At 36.0% G+C, this 16674-nt stretch carries 16 protein-coding genes and 1 other annotated feature; of the genes, 3 read left to right on the top strand and 13 right to left on the bottom strand.

Going from position 1 to position 16674, the window contains the following annotated elements; all coding sequences use genetic code 11:
- Positions 1-529: 529 nt before the first annotated feature.
- Both BAMA_RS08965 and BAMA_RS24885 read left to right on the top strand, forming a co-directional pair.
- On the top strand, positions 530-730 hold the full coding sequence (locus tag BAMA_RS08965) for a hypothetical protein (protein WP_034638449.1): 201 nt from the start codon (positions 530-532) through the stop codon (positions 728-730).
- Positions 731-775: 45 nt separating this feature from the next.
- Positions 776-943 carry a hypothetical protein gene (locus BAMA_RS24885; protein ID WP_200874671.1) on the top strand — a complete coding sequence of 56 codons (168 nt, stop codon included), beginning with the start codon at positions 776-778 and terminating at the stop codon, positions 941-943.
- Between the two features lie 21 nt (positions 944-964).
- Here the strand turns inward: BAMA_RS24885 and BAMA_RS24880 are convergent, their stop codons facing one another.
- The 8 genes from BAMA_RS24880 to BAMA_RS08930 form a co-directional block, all read right to left on the bottom strand.
- Entirely contained in the window at positions 965-1105 is a 141-nt protein-coding gene (locus tag BAMA_RS24880; protein ID WP_200874670.1) for a hypothetical protein, read from the bottom strand.
- A 10-nt stretch (positions 1106-1115) separates the two neighbouring features.
- Positions 1116-1499, bottom strand: a complete 384-nt coding sequence (locus BAMA_RS08960) for a DnaJ family domain-containing protein (protein ID WP_034638448.1) — start codon at positions 1497-1499, stop codon at positions 1116-1118.
- A 75-nt stretch (positions 1500-1574) separates the two neighbouring features.
- Positions 1575-4214, bottom strand: a complete 2640-nt coding sequence (gene ppsA, locus BAMA_RS08955) for a phosphoenolpyruvate synthase (RefSeq protein ID WP_034638446.1) — start codon at positions 4212-4214, stop codon at positions 1575-1577.
- Positions 4215-4429: 215 nt separating this feature from the next.
- Positions 4430-5602, bottom strand: a complete 1173-nt coding sequence (locus BAMA_RS08950) for a GNAT family N-acetyltransferase (protein WP_034638445.1) — start codon at positions 5600-5602, stop codon at positions 4430-4432.
- Positions 5603-5847: 245 nt separating this feature from the next.
- The gene (locus tag BAMA_RS08945) at positions 5848-6267 is read right to left on the bottom strand and encodes a hypothetical protein (protein ID WP_235184438.1); all 420 of its coding nucleotides are present in this window, start codon (positions 6265-6267) and stop codon (positions 5848-5850) included.
- A 325-nt stretch (positions 6268-6592) separates the two neighbouring features.
- The gene (locus BAMA_RS08940; protein ID WP_034638442.1) at positions 6593-7189 is read right to left on the bottom strand and encodes a class I SAM-dependent methyltransferase; all 597 of its coding nucleotides are present in this window, start codon (positions 7187-7189) and stop codon (positions 6593-6595) included.
- A gap of 208 nt (positions 7190-7397) precedes the next feature.
- Entirely contained in the window at positions 7398-8477 is a 1080-nt protein-coding gene (locus BAMA_RS08935; protein ID WP_034638441.1) for a bifunctional 3-deoxy-7-phosphoheptulonate synthase/chorismate mutase, read from the bottom strand.
- Positions 8478-8606: 129 nt separating this feature from the next.
- Positions 8607-8825 (bottom strand) — a binding site (T-box leader).
- An 88-nt stretch (positions 8826-8913) separates the two neighbouring features.
- Positions 8914-12396: a DUF4020 domain-containing protein gene (locus BAMA_RS08930; protein ID WP_034638440.1), complete on the bottom strand. Its 3483-nt coding sequence runs from the start codon at positions 12394-12396 to the stop codon at positions 8914-8916.
- Positions 12397-12563: 167 nt separating this feature from the next.
- Between BAMA_RS08930 and BAMA_RS08925 the strand changes: the two genes are divergently transcribed.
- A complete protein-coding gene (locus BAMA_RS08925) occupies positions 12564-13016 on the top strand; it encodes a YndM family protein (RefSeq protein WP_034638439.1) in 453 nt (150 codons plus the stop codon).
- Between the two features lie 135 nt (positions 13017-13151).
- Here BAMA_RS08925 and BAMA_RS08920 read toward each other — a convergent pair whose 3' ends face one another.
- The 5 genes from BAMA_RS08920 to BAMA_RS08900 all read right to left on the bottom strand — a co-directional run bounded on the left by BAMA_RS08920 (position 13152) and on the right by BAMA_RS08900 (position 16608).
- Positions 13152-13433: a hypothetical protein gene (locus BAMA_RS08920; protein ID WP_034638438.1), complete on the bottom strand. Its 282-nt coding sequence runs from the start codon at positions 13431-13433 to the stop codon at positions 13152-13154.
- Between the two features lie 276 nt (positions 13434-13709).
- Positions 13710-14225 carry a cysteine hydrolase family protein gene (locus BAMA_RS08915; RefSeq protein ID WP_034638436.1) on the bottom strand — a complete coding sequence of 172 codons (516 nt, stop codon included), beginning with the start codon at positions 14223-14225 and terminating at the stop codon, positions 13710-13712.
- Positions 14226-14292: 67 nt separating this feature from the next.
- Positions 14293-14832, bottom strand: a complete 540-nt coding sequence (locus BAMA_RS08910) for a GNAT family N-acetyltransferase (protein WP_034638435.1) — start codon at positions 14830-14832, stop codon at positions 14293-14295.
- 53 nt (positions 14833-14885) lie between these two features.
- A complete protein-coding gene (locus tag BAMA_RS08905) occupies positions 14886-15932 on the bottom strand; it encodes a DUF2332 domain-containing protein (RefSeq protein WP_034638433.1) in 1047 nt (348 codons plus the stop codon).
- A gap of 76 nt (positions 15933-16008) precedes the next feature.
- A complete protein-coding gene (locus BAMA_RS08900; protein ID WP_034638432.1) occupies positions 16009-16608 on the bottom strand; it encodes a hypothetical protein in 600 nt (199 codons plus the stop codon).
- Positions 16609-16674 lie beyond the last annotated feature (66 nt).

The following is a 16674-nucleotide window of genomic DNA, read 5'->3' as shown; positions in this document are numbered from 1 at the left end:
AAAATTAGTAAACAATAAATATATATTCAATTAATCACTTAGAAACCCCTTTTCACATATTGAAAACTAAACTGCCAGCTGGCACAAAAAAATGGCTACCGAAGCAGCCTTAGGTTATTCAACTAATGCATGAGTTAGTTGAACAAGGAATTATTATTTTTCATTTTATCTTTTACATAATGGGATAGCGTCACATCGCCATCAAGTTAAGAAAAGTAAATACCCCCAAACGAAAAAATGAGCTTTTTTGTTACAAGTTAGTACAAAATTTCGTTCTAGGGGTACTATAAAATTTTAGCTTGATGGGCATGTGACGGTACCCCTATTATGACTAATACAGATTATAAGGAAGATGAATTCTTTATGAGTTGGATGAAAAGACATATCACTAAACACTTTCCTAATATAATCTCAACGAATCATACATATTACTGGTGGTTTCAAGTCAACGGGAGCACTCGGGAGGGTGTTTTTTTATCCAAAAATATAACGAATTATAAAGATGAGGAGATTTAGAGAAGATAAGATTATGGATTTTCACATAGATTTATTCCCTGGATTAGGAAGTATCGAGCCAATATGGTTGATTTTAGCTTTTGTAATCGTGGGTGCATTAGCCTTATTATCATTCGCAGTAGAGGAGATAAGAAATGCTATTTCTTATATAGTAAGACCATTTATTCTACCAGTAATAGCTGTCTCTTGTCTTTTATGGTTAATGAATAAATAGTAAAAACGTATCTATCTTTTGTATAATTAACAAAGGAGGGATAACATGAGCAACATTATTAATCTAGAAGAAAAACGTAAAGAGAAGAACGATACAGTCACGATCCCCATCATTGAGCGTATTTATATGGAAAACGGAGAAGTCAAAGCTGATGTGGTGGGTGAGCGAGAAGTGCCGAAGGATATAATAGATAAAAAACCCCGCCTATACTAGGTAGGGTTTTTTATCCAATAACTAACTTTTCTTTTTGTTAATTTCTGTTAACAACTTTATAATTGTATCGTTTTGCTCTTTTATACTTTTCAAATGTTTTTCAATCATATGAGTTGAAAAGAAAATGATAAGAACTAATGCAATACCGATGAATAAATCCATAACAATCCCTCTATTCCCAAAATTTATATTGTCCCCTGATATTTTCTAAACTTACCTTGCTTCGCTGCATATTTGGTGGACAAGAACCATTATATTTTTTTATTTTCTCATTTATTTCATCAATTGAGCTTTTTATATTGGATGCTATAATACCTTTCTCAATCATTTTCAATGTTAAAGAAATTTTCTCCCGTATTTCCTTTTGTAAACTTATCCAAATGGGTAAATAACCTGCATCTTTGGCTGTGTTTAAAAAATTACTATATACATCTCCGTTAAAGAGATTTTTCGGAAGTGGTTTTCCGTATCCAGGGTTTTTCTTTATTTCTTCATCGATATTAGAATTTTTGATGATCTGATCAATCAAATTATCATTTTCATCACGGTTTCTCATATACCTCTCCCTCTCGTACTTCTATATTATCACCTGAAATTTAGGTTGATTCATAATTTATTTAGTATAGAAATCTCATAATATCTCAATATACCCTTCCGTACCATTCACTCGAATCCGCTGCCCATCTTTAATCTCTTTCGTTGCATGATCCACACCAACAACTGCTGGAAGGCCATATTCCCGGGCGATAACAGCTCCGTGCGTCATTACACCTCCAACTTCTGTTATTAAACCTTTAATAGATACAAATAGCGGTGTCCAGCTAGGATCGGTGAAAGCAGTAACTAGGATATCCCCTTCTTCTAAGTTAGCTTCCTCCATTTTTGAAATGACACGTGCGCGGCCCTCGACAATGCCGGATGAAACTGCAATACCTGCTAAGGAACCTGGAGGGAAATTGTCGGTATTGACTTTTCCAACAACGCACTCTCCCTCTGATGTTATTACCCGCGGCGGGGTCAACTTCTCATAAACCTCATATTCCTCTTTTCGCTCCGTAATGATACTGTTATTCAACTTATTTGTACATACGACCTCTTGAAGCTCTTCAAAGGTGAGATAATAAATATCTTCCTTCTCCCGTATGATACCCTTTTGCACAAGCCCTTCAGCCTCTTTCAGTAAGGCTTGCTTATAAATGTAGTACCGATTAATGAAGGCATATTTCGGATATTCTCGATATCCGATAAAATTACGTAAGACGCTAATCATCTTCTTTGTTTTTTTGACCTTTCGTAAGCCTCCTCGTAATTGCTGCAACCGGTTTAAAAGCTTCTGTTCCATTTCCTCTGCCTCTTGACGTCCTTGTTCAAATTTCATGCTACTTGCATGAGGTTCAAAATTTTTAATATTACTGAGAATCATAGGAATAAGTACAGTCGGCTGTTCGCTCCACCGCGTTCTAGTAATATCAATCTCTCCTGTACAGCGCATGCCATATTTCTCAAGGTACATCTCTATAGCGCTACTAACAGCATTGCCGCCTTCCAATTGAACTAACTTCTCAAAAAAATCCTCATGCTTTACATTCTCAGACTGGACATTATGAAAATATTCTATTACCTCTGGATATTGCCGAACTACATCTGCGACATCAAGAAGCGCAAGCCCCATTTCAGATGTGACGTTGTTTTCTACTGATTGGGAAAGCACGTCAGCTGCATTCTTTTCACCCAACCATTTTTCCATTTTCTTGTTAATCCAGCTCCTTGCATATATCCCTGCCATAATTGATCCCATGCCACGCGAATCAAATATGTCTTTTTTTAATTGCTTTATGTCCTCTACAATAAAGGTAAACACCTCATCACCAGCTACCTTGGCAATATTTTGCTTCATATCCCTTATAGAAGTCTCGTGGCGAGAAATGAATTGCTGAACGATTGTTGGATCGTTTTTGTAACAAATCTTGATAGCCTGAAAAAATATTCCCCAAGATAGCCCTTCTTTACGCATACTAAGCACTTTCTTACCACGTGGCAAAAATCTTATAAAATCCTTTCGCTCTATTAAACTCTTGAAAGCATTCTGCATTAAAGGATCGCTCTTCCCTATCGTATTGAGCAAAATTTTCCGACTAACAGGTGTAGCCAAATCATGTGTGTAATCAATAAACAGCCTTCCACCGGCTTTATAAAGTGGAATTTCACCTGATAAAGCCTGAAAGAATGACATCCCTAACGGCCTAATAGGCTCTATCATCATCTGCTGATGACCTAAAGATGCATAGATACGATTCTTATCGTCGTATGCATTCGGAATTGGAAATAAAGTAGTGATTGGACGGCTCTGCACAATATAAAGTGTATCATCAACAAGACACCATTCAATGTCTTGAGGATAGGAAAAAAACTTCTCGATCTTTCTCCCCATTTGCTCCAGCTCCAAAATCTGCTCCTCCGTTAAGGTCTGCTTCGTTTGCTGATTTGGCGCCACTTCCCGTTCCTCTGTACCACCTGCTTGTAATGCATAGATGGCTATCCTCTTAGTAGAAATTGTTTTATTCACAATGTTTCCTTCTCGCACCTTATAGTTATCAGCAGACACTAAGCCAGAGACGAGTGCCTCTCCTAGTCCAAAGCTAGCATCGATGGACAATGTCTTTCTGTTGGAGGTAACCGGATCGGCAGTAAACATGATTCCAGAAGCTTGTGGAAATACCATGCGCTGGATGACAACAGACAAGTATACATGCCTATGATCAAATCCGTTTTGTATACGATAGATGACGGCTCTATCTGTAAATAGCGATGCCCAGCATTTACGGATATGATGTAAAATCGCCTCTTTTCCGATAATATTCAAATACGTATCCTGTTGACCAGCAAAAGAAGCTTGCGGTAAATCCTCAGCTGTGGCGCTGGAACGTACAGCATAAGCATGATGCTCACCAAGCTGCGAGTGATAAGAAGAGACCTCTTCCGCAATATGTGGATCAATTTCTACCGCTTCAATTACATTACGAATTTTGCTACTAATTTCACTGATACGCTCTCGCTCTTCCACCTTTAGATGTAAGAGCTCCTCCAGCAATATATGAAACGCCTCGTTATCCTTAATCACACTTTTGTATGCATGAGTAGTGACACAAAACCCATCTGGTACCGCTATTCCTTCAACTCTCGATAATTCTCCTAAGTTTAAACCTTTCCCACCAACTTCGATGAGCTTTGTTTTATCGATTTCTTTAAAACGAACTACATATGAGTGCACATGAACATCCCCTTTAAATATCGTCATTCACACGTCATTAATCATTCCTTATTTACTTCGTTGTTCCATCTCTATTATATTTCGATAAACAAAACTCAAGACTAAAACAACCTTAGATTATATATTTCTCAAACACTTTCATACGAGCAAAACAGTTTTACCGAAAGAAAAATACATAAAATAAGAGAGACCTTCGAATAAAGGTCTCTCTCGTTTTAAAAGAAGTCATATAAAAACGGCTGACGCAGCGCAATAAGACTCTCTAACTGTTGAACAATTTCCTCTTCCCCTACAATAGCTCCAATTTCATAAAGTTCTAACGGGCGTTTGTAGCCAAGCAGCATTGTTGATAATGTATTAATGTTTACATGTAACCCTTTATCTTGTAACTGCTTGGCTTCGTCTTCATGTAACACAACAACTTCTCCGTTTTTACATATAACTGTTTTGTTGTTCCAGTCTGCAAATGAATCTGTAATATGTAAAATCACTTCTGTTCCTTCACTTCCACTTTCGAAGGAATATTGCTGTAAAAACCTCTCTACATCAACAATACGTGCCATGAAGTATGGCTTCTTTTCTGCTTTAATACGCGGCTCTTGTAATGTATATGGTAATGGTTCCTTTTCATGAACAATCATCTCTACTTCATTTAGCATAGAGTCGTGTTGACATATAAAGTTCCATAATCCACTTCTTGCTTCACGACTTAATGGTACAAATTCCTCTACTTTCATTTTGTAGTCTTTTATTTCATATAATATGTAACCAATTGGTTCATTTTGCTTTGTATAATAAATTGCTGCGTGAAGATCATCATATACTGAATGCATCCACCAATCTTTACTTCGTACTAACATTCCTTCATAGCGCTTTGCAAACTGTTCATATACAAGCTCAATGTCTTCGTGATGTGTTTCTTTTTGAAAACGTCTCACTGTTCCTTTTACATCTGCATGTTTCATTAAATCATGTTTTGTTAGCGTGTATACGTGGCGATCTGTATATAGCTCCCAGCCGTACTTACGGTAAAATGATACAGAAAATGGATACAGCATGGACATACTGTAACCTTCATCTTTCATCGTTTTCAGTGTATGTTGTAATAGTTCTTTTACATATCCTTTTCTTCTATACTCTGGATATGTTGCAACTCCTGCAATTCCGCCCATTTTATACTTTTGTTCCCCAATATATACTTCTAGCGGAACGAGATGTAACTTCGCCGCAAGCTTCTGTTCATCTAATATTCCAAACAGCTCATGATATTTTTTATAATGTTCCTTGCGTCTTTCAACCTCTTCTGCTGAGACTTTATTCTGAAACGCATATTCAGATAAATGGACTGCTTCTTTATAATGCGCTTCTGCTAAACGAATGACCGTCATTTCCTCTTCCCCCTATAAACCTTTTCAAAACCGTATATATCATACTTACTATATCACACATAATCTAAATACATGAAAAATTCAAACTTTTATAGTTTACAACAAACAAAAAGAACTCACCTTTTCTAATAACAGGTTCAATTGATAGAGAGAAAACAGCAAAAAGTAAAACAAATAGTAAACCAAAGGGATAGCGATTTAGCTACCCTTTTATCATATAGGTATCGTATATTTCAAAAAATCTCTTATTGAGACAAATGCTTGTAATCTAATATTTCTACTTTAAAATCGTGTTTGCAACCAATTTTAGGGCTGTCACAAGATGGATACACTCTTACTTTCACTAAGTCCTCTGCATAGCTAAATGATTTATTATCAGAAGAAACTTGGATTTTTACAGCAACATCATAAGAATGATTACTATTATAAGTGATACCAACTATTCTTTCCCAACGCCAACCAAAACCAGAAGATTCTTTTCCTCCATATTCTTCTATTACCCTTTTATCAATGGCAGGAAATACAATATCTGAAACGATATTCTCTGTTGTTACATACCAATCTTCCCATTTTGAAACCTTTTCTGCGCTAACTGTTTGGAAAGGAGTAATAACAGATAATAAAAATCCAACTAAGATAAAATAATGTTTAACCAATAAGTTCACCTCTTATTTACATTTCCGAATATTGTTCCCCACTTATTATTCCTTATCAAATCCTGTTAACTAAATACTGTCCAGCCAATTAGTACTGCATTTAGCACAAAAATTAGCAAAGGCACATAATTTTTGTACTTTTGCTAATTGATGTACGAATTTATATGCTAATTCCAAGGCTAAAGCGAAAGAAACATTGATATAACAATAAAAAAGGAGGTACCAAATCATTTACGATCTTTACCTCCCATTGTGTTGCTATTTAATATTTTCTTCCTCTGAACCAAACACGTTACTTTTGCTAGTTCTTTTTCTATCTATGGTGCAGAAGACTTTATTTCGTTAACACAAGCTGAATAACATGAGCTAATCCAGTGTGTCCTTTTCCTTCCACTCGCTCTTGTTCTCCGTAGAAGAAATGGATTACTTTATGCCCTTCACACCAAGTAAGAATGTCGCTTGGATCATAAAGCATATCAATATCTTTTGGGCCACCTGTACCGTAATCCATTTGATTTTCAGAGTACACTTCAAGCATAATCATTCCACCAGGCTTTACAGCATGCTTCATCTTATCGAAAACCGTTTTTTGGTCATCTTTATGAAAATGTCCAAACACCATTATTGCTGCTTCATATTCTTCATGTGGTACGTTATCCGCTAACAAATCGATCTTTTTTGTATGCACGTCGACGTCATGCTTTTGCGCTAACGTTTTTGTTTTTTGCAAACCACTTTCTGCATAATCAATTGCTGTTACCTCATGACCTCGTGTTGCTAGAAAAACAGCATTTCTTCCTTCTCCTTCTGCAAAGGCAATTACATTTTGGGATTTTTCTAATTGAGAAGCTTGTTGCTGAATGAAAATATTCGCTTCCTCGCCATACCAATATTCTTTACACTTAAAACGTTCATGCCATGTATTTACCATACTCACTAACCCCCTAATTGCAAATTTTGCATACTTTATGATATGCGGGTCACTTTAATTAAAGACTTAATATGTCTATAATAACCTTAAAGGCTCTCCTTCGGCAAATATTTCTAATCACTTTTAGTCTTACTTCATGTGCCTTCAATAAAAATCCCCACTGGTTTTACCAGCAGGGACAATAAATATAAACCATTTCTCACACATATTATAATTTCACCTTATTTGTAAAAGCTTTCAATTCCTCCATAAATGCATGGAACTGTGGGATATCCATTTGCTGCGCCGAATCTGATAAAGCAACTGCTGGGTCTGGATGCACTTCTGCCATGACTGCATCTGCTCCAATTGCAAGTGCTGCTTTTGCAGTTGGTAATAATAAATCCCGGCGCCCTGTTGAATGCGTGACATCAACAACAACTGGTAAATGTGTTTCTTTCTTTAAAATCGGTACTGCTGAAATATCTAGCGTATTACGCGTCGCTTTTTCATATGTGCGAATACCGCGCTCACATAAAATAATTTGATCATTGCCCTGTGCAATAATGTATTCTGCTGCATTCATAAACTCTTCAATCGTTGCTGATAATCCACGCTTTAATAACACTGGTTTGTTTACTTTTCCAACGGCACGTAATAATTCAAAGTTTTGCATATTGCGCGCACCTATTTGAATGACATCAACATAATCAAGTGCCATTTCCACATCATTTGGATTTAAAATTTCACTAATAACAGCTAAGTCAAGTTCATCAGCTACTTGCCTTAAAATGTGTAACCCTTCCACACCTAGCCCTTGGAAATCATACGGAGATGTTCTCGGTTTAAATGCTCCGCCTCGCATTAGTTTTAAACCTTGTTTTTTCATCGCCTCTGCAACTTGGCGAACTTGTTCTAAACTTTCTACTGCACAAGGCCCCATAATAAACGTTTGTACACCGTTTCCTAACAACTCCCCTTTTACTTCAACAACTGTATTTTCCTGTTTCTTTTTACGAGAGACTAACAATGCTTTTCGGTGATCATCTTCTTGCAATTCTAAGCTCGCTTTAAAAATCGTTTTGAAAATATACTGCAGCGTTGATGTTTCAAATGGTCCTTCATTATTGTCTGCAATCATATTTAACACTTCACGTTCACGCACAGGATCAAATCGTTTTGTTCCTTGCAGCTTCTTTTGTTCTCCAATTTGTTGCACCACTTTTGCACGCTTATTTAATAATTGTAATAACTGCAAGTTAATGTCATCTACTTGTTTTCGTAATTGATCTAACTCGTGATTCGCCATTTTCCATAATCCCCCTTTGTTCTTTCTTGAAAATATGGTAACGATTTCTCATTTGTATACTGGCTCTCACACCTTACCAGTTCTCTGTTCATTGCCCTATATATACAAAAAGTCCCTACTGATCGAATCAGTAGGGACGATAAGTATCGCGGTACCACCCTAGTTGCAGACATATATGTCTACCTCTCTTTTTGTTAACGATCATATGACCGCCTTTTCCTACAAAACCGTTCGAAAAAGGTGCTCCAGGATTGAAATTCGTATTTCTTCTTGTGCTGATTCACACCAACCATCAGCTCTCTGTATACAGAAGAAAAAATACTACTGTGATCCCTTCTCTGCATTTCCCTTAATATGATTTGTATTATAAAATGCTCCGTTAAAAAATGTCAATTGTTTTCTTTAGAAATTTCAGAATTTTAATTCCAACAAAAAATTAATTTGTTTCACTTGAATGAGAAGTTACAATTCCAATACGAATCATTTCGTTTTGAATTGCTTCTAACATGCCACTCTCCAAATTATATTCATATAACAGTTGTTTTAATGTAACAACTTCTTCCTCGTAAAAACGACCATCCTGTAAAGTTGTTAATAACATTAAAAGTAACCTTGCATAAACTTTGCTATGGTCAGGGAATTCATCTTTTTTATATAATATATCAGTAAATAACTGCTTAATATCTTCCTGCTCTACTTGCATAACTTGTAATGGTAAATACTCTAATATCAATTGAATTCCGTCTAATGTAATGGCCTTCATACAAAAAACAAAACGAAGAAACATCATGTATTCTTTTCCAGATACAGCTCCTATTTTCGGTCGTTCAATTAAAAATTCCGCCAGCCAATCCCTCCAAAGTTTATGCTGTTCTCTTTCACTTAACGTTTTTCCATAATCACGTATACATGTCATAAAAGTAAGTTTATCCTCTTCATTATCTGCTACAAACAAAGGATATACCCAGCCTGTTTCTTTCTCCCAATATAAAATACATTTTAAAAAGAGGAAACTAGCCCACTTTAAAAATATTGTTTTCGTATGGTCATGTAATAATGACAAATGCTGCACTGCATAAGCAATATAGTGCTTCGTTTGCATAAATAACGGTAAATTAATTTGCGTGTGCACAAATCCTGACCACGCATATTTCATTTCGTCTGTTCCTTTTTGCAAATCTAAATGCGGAAGCAAATGTTTTCTACACCATTGTTTTTCAATATGATATAAGAACGTTAAATCCGCCGTAAGCCGTGCAATTAGTAGATTCGTATAATAAGACTTTTTTTTCATTTGCTCATCAAACAAATATAAATACGCATGAATGTTACGGTCATATAAATGATCGTATGCTAGCAGCTTTAATAAAGCAGATGTAATTTTCCCCACTGAGTGCCCCATCGCTTCGGTATAGTAATCCATCTGCTCTTCACGATTTCCCTCCTCAGTTTTCATAATGTTTGGGAATACAGAAAAACTAAGCAGTTTTACTGCTCGAATCACTTCCGCTGTAAACTCTTCGATGCGATTGCTAACTTCGTAAAGGAATGTGCTTAATAACCAGTGATAGGACGGTACTCTTACAAACTGCTGTAATAACGGTAAAACTTTCTGTAACTGTTCACTTGTTAACTGCCGATTATTACGCCATTGCCGAATAAAAACAAACCACACTTCTTTATTTACCTCACTATATTTCATACACTCATATGCGAGAGAAATACTCCAATCTATATTTGTTTTACAAGCTTTCGTAAGCATCTCTAAAAAGTGATCTTTCTCAGCCATATTTTCTTTTGTATATGTTAAAATTTGTTGCAATACTGCTTCTTCCTTCATATGTAACAACCCATCGGGTGTTACATCACATATAATATGATGCATCGCTTGTTTCTCTCCAGATGAATTATATTGCTCTGAAGAAAATTGCGGACACCTTTCTTTCATCATCATATATGCTTCTTTTGTACATGCACTATGTTCATCACACTTATGCATCCATTCTAATACATAACAAACTTCATCATCTTCCGTGTCTAGTTGCTTTAACACATACTGAACAATCGTTTCTTTTTCGGCTTCTGCTAATGTTTTATAATGATTTTGCACCAGTTGAAACACTTCATACTTACATGATTGATCAAAGAATAAACGATGCTTCATTAACCATTCGTACTTCACATACACTTTCGTAAAACAACTCTGGTTCATCCCATATACCGCAAGCTGTTTGTGCAATGGTTCGTCAAAATGGATGAGGCTAGAAATATAATAATTTGCTTGTTGTTCATCATGTGCGCATATATAAGCAAGGCAGTCTTTTACAATCCCCATCAATAAGCCAATCTCATGTTTATTGCGCATATAATCAGAGGACGTATATTCACTTTTCTTTCGTAAAATACGTTGTTTCATCATAAATATGTTTAATTTCTCTAACCCCATTTGCAAAATAGGAAGAGCAAAATAAGAAAGATATGGTTTCATATTTTGCTCCCAAACATTTTGCACATAGGCAAACATGTCAGGAGATATATAACTCATTTCTTCAAGCTCCACCGCGTCTTGACGATCATTTTCCCATCTTCGAATTTTTCTCAGCTTTAACTTTCCATCTACAATAAAATTTAATAGTAATATACTAATCTCTTTATGTTTCGGATACATACACTGACTCAGTAACTTTGAAAGCTTTTCAATAAAAGGAGCTGTTTTTTCAGCCGTTTCCAATAATAATAACGCCCACTTTGCAAACGTATCATCTTTCATTGATTCATCTAAGTCCGTTACATATGCACAAATCGTATGCCATAACAAGGGGGATAGATGAGAGTTATTTTTATAAATAAGTTGAAAAAACTCTTTTTGATGGGTGATTAAAAAATGTGTAACAAGCCAATCAGCCAATATTTGTTCCTTTTCATTATGTTCATAATTTGTTACAAACAAACTGCGCAGTTGCCCATCTTTCTCAAGCCATTCTACCCACTCATAATCTTTTGCAAATTCAACGAAATAACGAAGGGTTTCAATTTTTTTCACAGACTGTTTAATATACGAAAGTTGCTCTTGCTCTAAAGATGGTGGTGCGGTAACAATATCACGAATACGTGTCCGTTTCGTAATATAATTATCTCCCATAAGTTCCGCCCATCTTTCCATCGCTTTTGCCAATGAATGGTGGTTTTTTGTTTTATTTGGATATACAATCGGTTTAATTCCTAAGTGCTCCCAATGATATGTATTATCCCCCTCTGCTACAAACGCATAGCGTTGCGTGCTTGGTGGTAAACCCGTTGCTAAATATTTCATAACTGGGTCATTATGACTATATCCAATAAATAAAACGGTATAGTTAGAAAATAAATCGACTAAAAATCTCCTTGCCCATCCTTCCGTTAAGTAAGCCCTTCCAAAATCACCGTCAGTTAAAATAAGGTGCTCTTTTTCCTGTTCTACATTTCCATGTATATACGCTAATCCTTTAAATGCTCTACCCGTTGGAAGTGCCGGGGCGTAATATATATTTACATCTTTCTCTATATCTTGAAGCAACGTTGTAAAATGTTTATCAAAGTTCGTTGTCACAACACGTATATCATTATCATTCGAAAACAATTCAATAACGGAACGATGCAACGGATTTGGCTTCGAACTTTCCACATCAACAAAATCTTTTGCAGCTTGATGTACATCCTTCACCTTCGCTATTTTCCCGAGATAATAATCATGCGGTTCTGTTATATCGCGTTTTTCTACATATAAAGTATGTGCAATACCATCTACTAAATCATCAAAGTTTGGTAAGTTCGAATTCCCTTGCATAGACACTCCAGCACCGACAAATAGTACAAGTTTTCTCTGCTCTAGCTTATCAAATAGTTCATCTGGTACTTCTACTTCTGAAGTGATCCACATTCCAAGCCCTCCTTACCTAAAAATGTAAGTTATTCACTTACTACTATAACATTTTTTTAATTTTTAGACATCAGATATGAAATTGAGAAACTGCCTTACTTATCCCGCGCCTATGTATATATTTCTTTTTTCTTGTTTACACTAAATAGAAAAAAGAGGTTTTGACCATGAACAACATCTTGATATTTTTAACGAAATTTGTAGCTGCTTTAATTGCCTTTGCAGTTGGACTAGATTTATTTTTTGACGCGACAATTACACAAGTATTTTCCTTCAGCTTATTTGTCACGGTTGTCTCTTATATGCTTGTAGACCGCGTCGTTTTACCTCGAACAGGGATGAGAACAGCTTTAATGGTTGACTTCCTACTCACATACTCAAGCGTATGGATTTTCGGAAACATTCTTCTAAACAATTATATGCAAATTGCTTGGGGCAGTATTTTATCGGCAATGATTTTCACATTAGCTGAAGTTTTTGTTCATCGCTATGTACTAACCCAACTTTTCATGAGACATACAAATGCAAGAAAGCAAATACTATTTAAGCAAAAATTAGCTTACGGAACAGAGTTTGCGGAAGAGCAGCATATTAAAAAAGACGAAAAAGATGAGAAGTAAGTGGAATGAACAAGAGGATAAAATAAATTTCTTCTTTGACATAACAAAAGCTTGGAGAAACGCTCCAAGCTTTTGTCAATACAAAGGACCTCTTGCTTGTGAAACCCTTTATTGTTCATGATTACAGCTATGAATTCAACCTAGATTTTTAAGCCAAGTCACAATGCGAATGATTTGGAAAGGTTCATACCAAGTTATAAAAAACAGAGCAAGGAAAAAAAATAAGGGTGAAACAAACTTTAACCTTCCTTCTTCCTGTTTGGCGATTGCGATAAAACTCAATATGCTCCCTGCTACCAAACAAATAATCCCAATAAAAACAATGGGTTCAACATATCCCTCTATTATCCAATTCACTCCAAAGAGAAGTGTCCCTAAAGCAATACACCTTAATGACCATATGCTGAATGACTTCATCATTAGCCTCCTCTAAATGCATGTTCACTATCGTATAACTAATCCATAGCACGTGCTTCAAAACCACCATTCTTCCATGCGATGATTGCATTCTTTCCTCCAACACGCTCTACTTCATGTTGAAATAACAAATCACCTATATAGTAGCCTAATCTACTATACCCAAATGTTTCCCCACCATTTATGGAAAACCATTCACGAAATAGTGCTTCTGGTGTATGAATAAAATAATCCTTTGCAAATGCTCTTTTTACTTCCGCTTCATTCCCCGATATATTAACGAAACTGTACCTCTTTTACATTTTCTGTATCCGCAAACGAAGCTAGCACTCTATTATGATGTGCCACAATATCACCCGCTTGCAGATGATCACCGTCAAATGTACTATGTCCATCACGAATAAGCGTGACTTTAAATCCTTCACTAAACGCTCTGCGAACTGTTGTATCTACGCAGTACTCTGTTTGCATACCGCAAATGATAAGATGTTCAATCTCTTGTTCACGTAATACATCTCCAAGACTTGTTTTACGGAAAGAATCTGGCGTTGTTTTTTCCACAATTGTTTCATTTTGTAAAGGAGCAATACGAGGATGAATTTCCCACCCGTCTGTTCCTTTTTCAAGCGGATGTCCTTCTTCTCCATTATGCTGAACAAATATAACTGGAATATTATGCGTTCGGCATTGCTCAATTGCATATTGCAAATTTTCAAGTAAAACTTCTCCATTATATACTGGGAATGTGTACATCGCTTCTTGTACATCAATCACGATAAGTGCTTTTTTCATTTCATACTCCCTCCTTTTGATTTAACAAACCTTTTTGCATATCTAAAACGAGTAGCGCTTTCATACGTCACCTCTTCCGATATTCCATCATCCAACAATCTTCTAACGTCCCTTCATGCAGCTCGTGTTCTTTTAATATTTTTATCTTTTGAAACCCACACTTTTCATAGCAACGAATCGCCCGTTCATTGCTCACTCTCGGATCCATCGCAATTGCTTCTGCACCTATCTCTTCTATTACATACGTAATAGTCGCTTCCACAAGTTTTGTACCAATCCCTTTATTCCAATACGTTACGTCACCGATGAATTGATCCATTCCCCATACATGTTCTTCCTTTTCGTATCCATACAATGCTTTCCACTCTTCATCAACTGGATACAGTTGTATATAGCCAATTGCATTTCCTTCGTACTCTACAATACATCTATGCTCATGACTCTTATCATCATGTATGTAATGCGCACGAACTTGCTCTAAAGACTGCGGTTTATCTCGCCCTTCATAAAATGCTAACACTTCAGGATTTGTTAACCAGTTTGATAGCCTCTCAGCATCTTGAAGTGTTACATGTTGCACACTTATTTTTCCTGATTGAAACAACATTGTTCCCCCTCACTTTTCATGAAAAAGGACATTCATTTCCGAATGTCCTCTATTTAACAGAATGATTCCCCTGCTACCTTCCAATGGAACCAACGCGCATGGCCATCTGTTTCTGCAACTGTTTCGTTATATTCCTGCCCATCTATAAAGGAATCAAGATGGAGATCTCTATCCCACATATTATTATATAAGTGGCATACATCACGCTGCGCACCAATTGCCTTTACTTGTTCTACTAACTTTTGTTTTACATCTTCGGGGATTTGATTAGCGACATGTGTATGGAAAATGCAAATAACCGCTTCTGTTGGAATATGTTTTGCGACTTCCGGAAGCAAAGCAACACCATCACCTTCTACTAACGTAAACTCCTTATCTTTTACATGTGCTGCAGCACGATCAAACATCTGCAATCTTTCTTTATGCTCTGGCCAAATGAGCGAACGTAACCAAAAGTAATCTTCTTCGTCGCGTAAATCATTAACGTGTAAATCAAGTCCAATTCGCTCGATAACAGGTGGGATTGTTTGTGAAAATGATGGCATTTCTTCCCCTTTTACTTCACTTTGTAAATGAACATTTCCATCCTTATTGCCATACATTTCCTCCGTTCCATATGAATAATGATATTCGTCCCAAAACAGCTGTAAACCAGCACTTGTCCCGATTTCAATTAAAGCTAGCGGCCTTTTTACTTTGCTGTATATGTAACAAAAGCTCGGATACAAATAAGCACAGCGCCTCACTTCATTTGTTTGTACTAACTTTGTCTGCAAAATCGTAATGATTTCACTTCGATGAATTTGACAAAAATCTTTAAAATGTTCGAAAGTATCGTTCATATTTTTCTCCGCATTTTCTGTAACACTCTCATAATATCTATTTAACGGATGATCATGTCCTTTCAATAACAAATAATGTACCGCACCAAATAGTAGATTTGGTGCTGGTTGTCCCGGTTTCGAATAAGAGGCTAACTGAAGTAATGTCTCATCTTCTGAAATTTTCAGCGCCAAATGCTCATATAACTCACTAGATCCTTTACATTCCCTAACTGAAAAGTTACGAAATAGAGTTGATATTGCAGATTTCGTTAGCATGCAAATTCCCCCTCAAACAAGACTGATTATTCAGATTTATTTTATTACAAAAATAGGAATCTTTCATCTATTTTGATTATAAAAATACTGCCACTTCATTAGGATCCGTTATAAAAGTGGTAGCATCTTTATTTAAGGTTGCCTGTTTAATCGTCACTTTATCACCAAGTCTATGTTGAATCTCCGGAATTTCCTTCTCAAATAATAATGTAAGGTCATCTTTTAATCCTGTTTTCTTTGTTACGATCACAAGCTGGTGTAATTTTGTTATATCTTCATTATCATCTATCACATCAAAATGTGTTTGCAGTTCAATACGAAAACCGTAAGCAGTCTGAATAAAAGTTCTTCGCTCACCGATGTTGACTTTCCACTGCAATTGTCCCGCCCGTTCACAAATACTGTGATATTCTTCTTTTGAAATTAGGAAGCCAATGTGATCAAACTTAACACGTTTTCCATAACCAAACGTAATATTTACATTTCCTTTTCTTACTTCAATGATACGAAATACAATATTCTTATCCCGAAAGTCATCCCACGTTAGCGGTGGATGAAACGTTTGAAATTCTCCGTTATATTTTCCAATTCTTTTTGAAGTATGAAATCCACAGCTTTTATAAAATCCTTCTGTCTCTTCTACATAAGGAGTCCAAAAATGATAGTGAAATAGCATTTCCCATCTACCTTTCATATATAATATTAAACTTATTATATGAAAGAAAGAGGTACTGTACCTCTA

This window comes from Bacillus manliponensis, from assembly GCF_000712595.1.
GTDB classification, from domain to species: Bacteria; Bacillota; Bacilli; order Bacillales; family Bacillaceae_G; genus Bacillus_A; species Bacillus_A manliponensis.
Note: the sequence above shows the minus strand (reverse complement) of the source record. Positions and strands in the feature narration are given on the sequence as shown.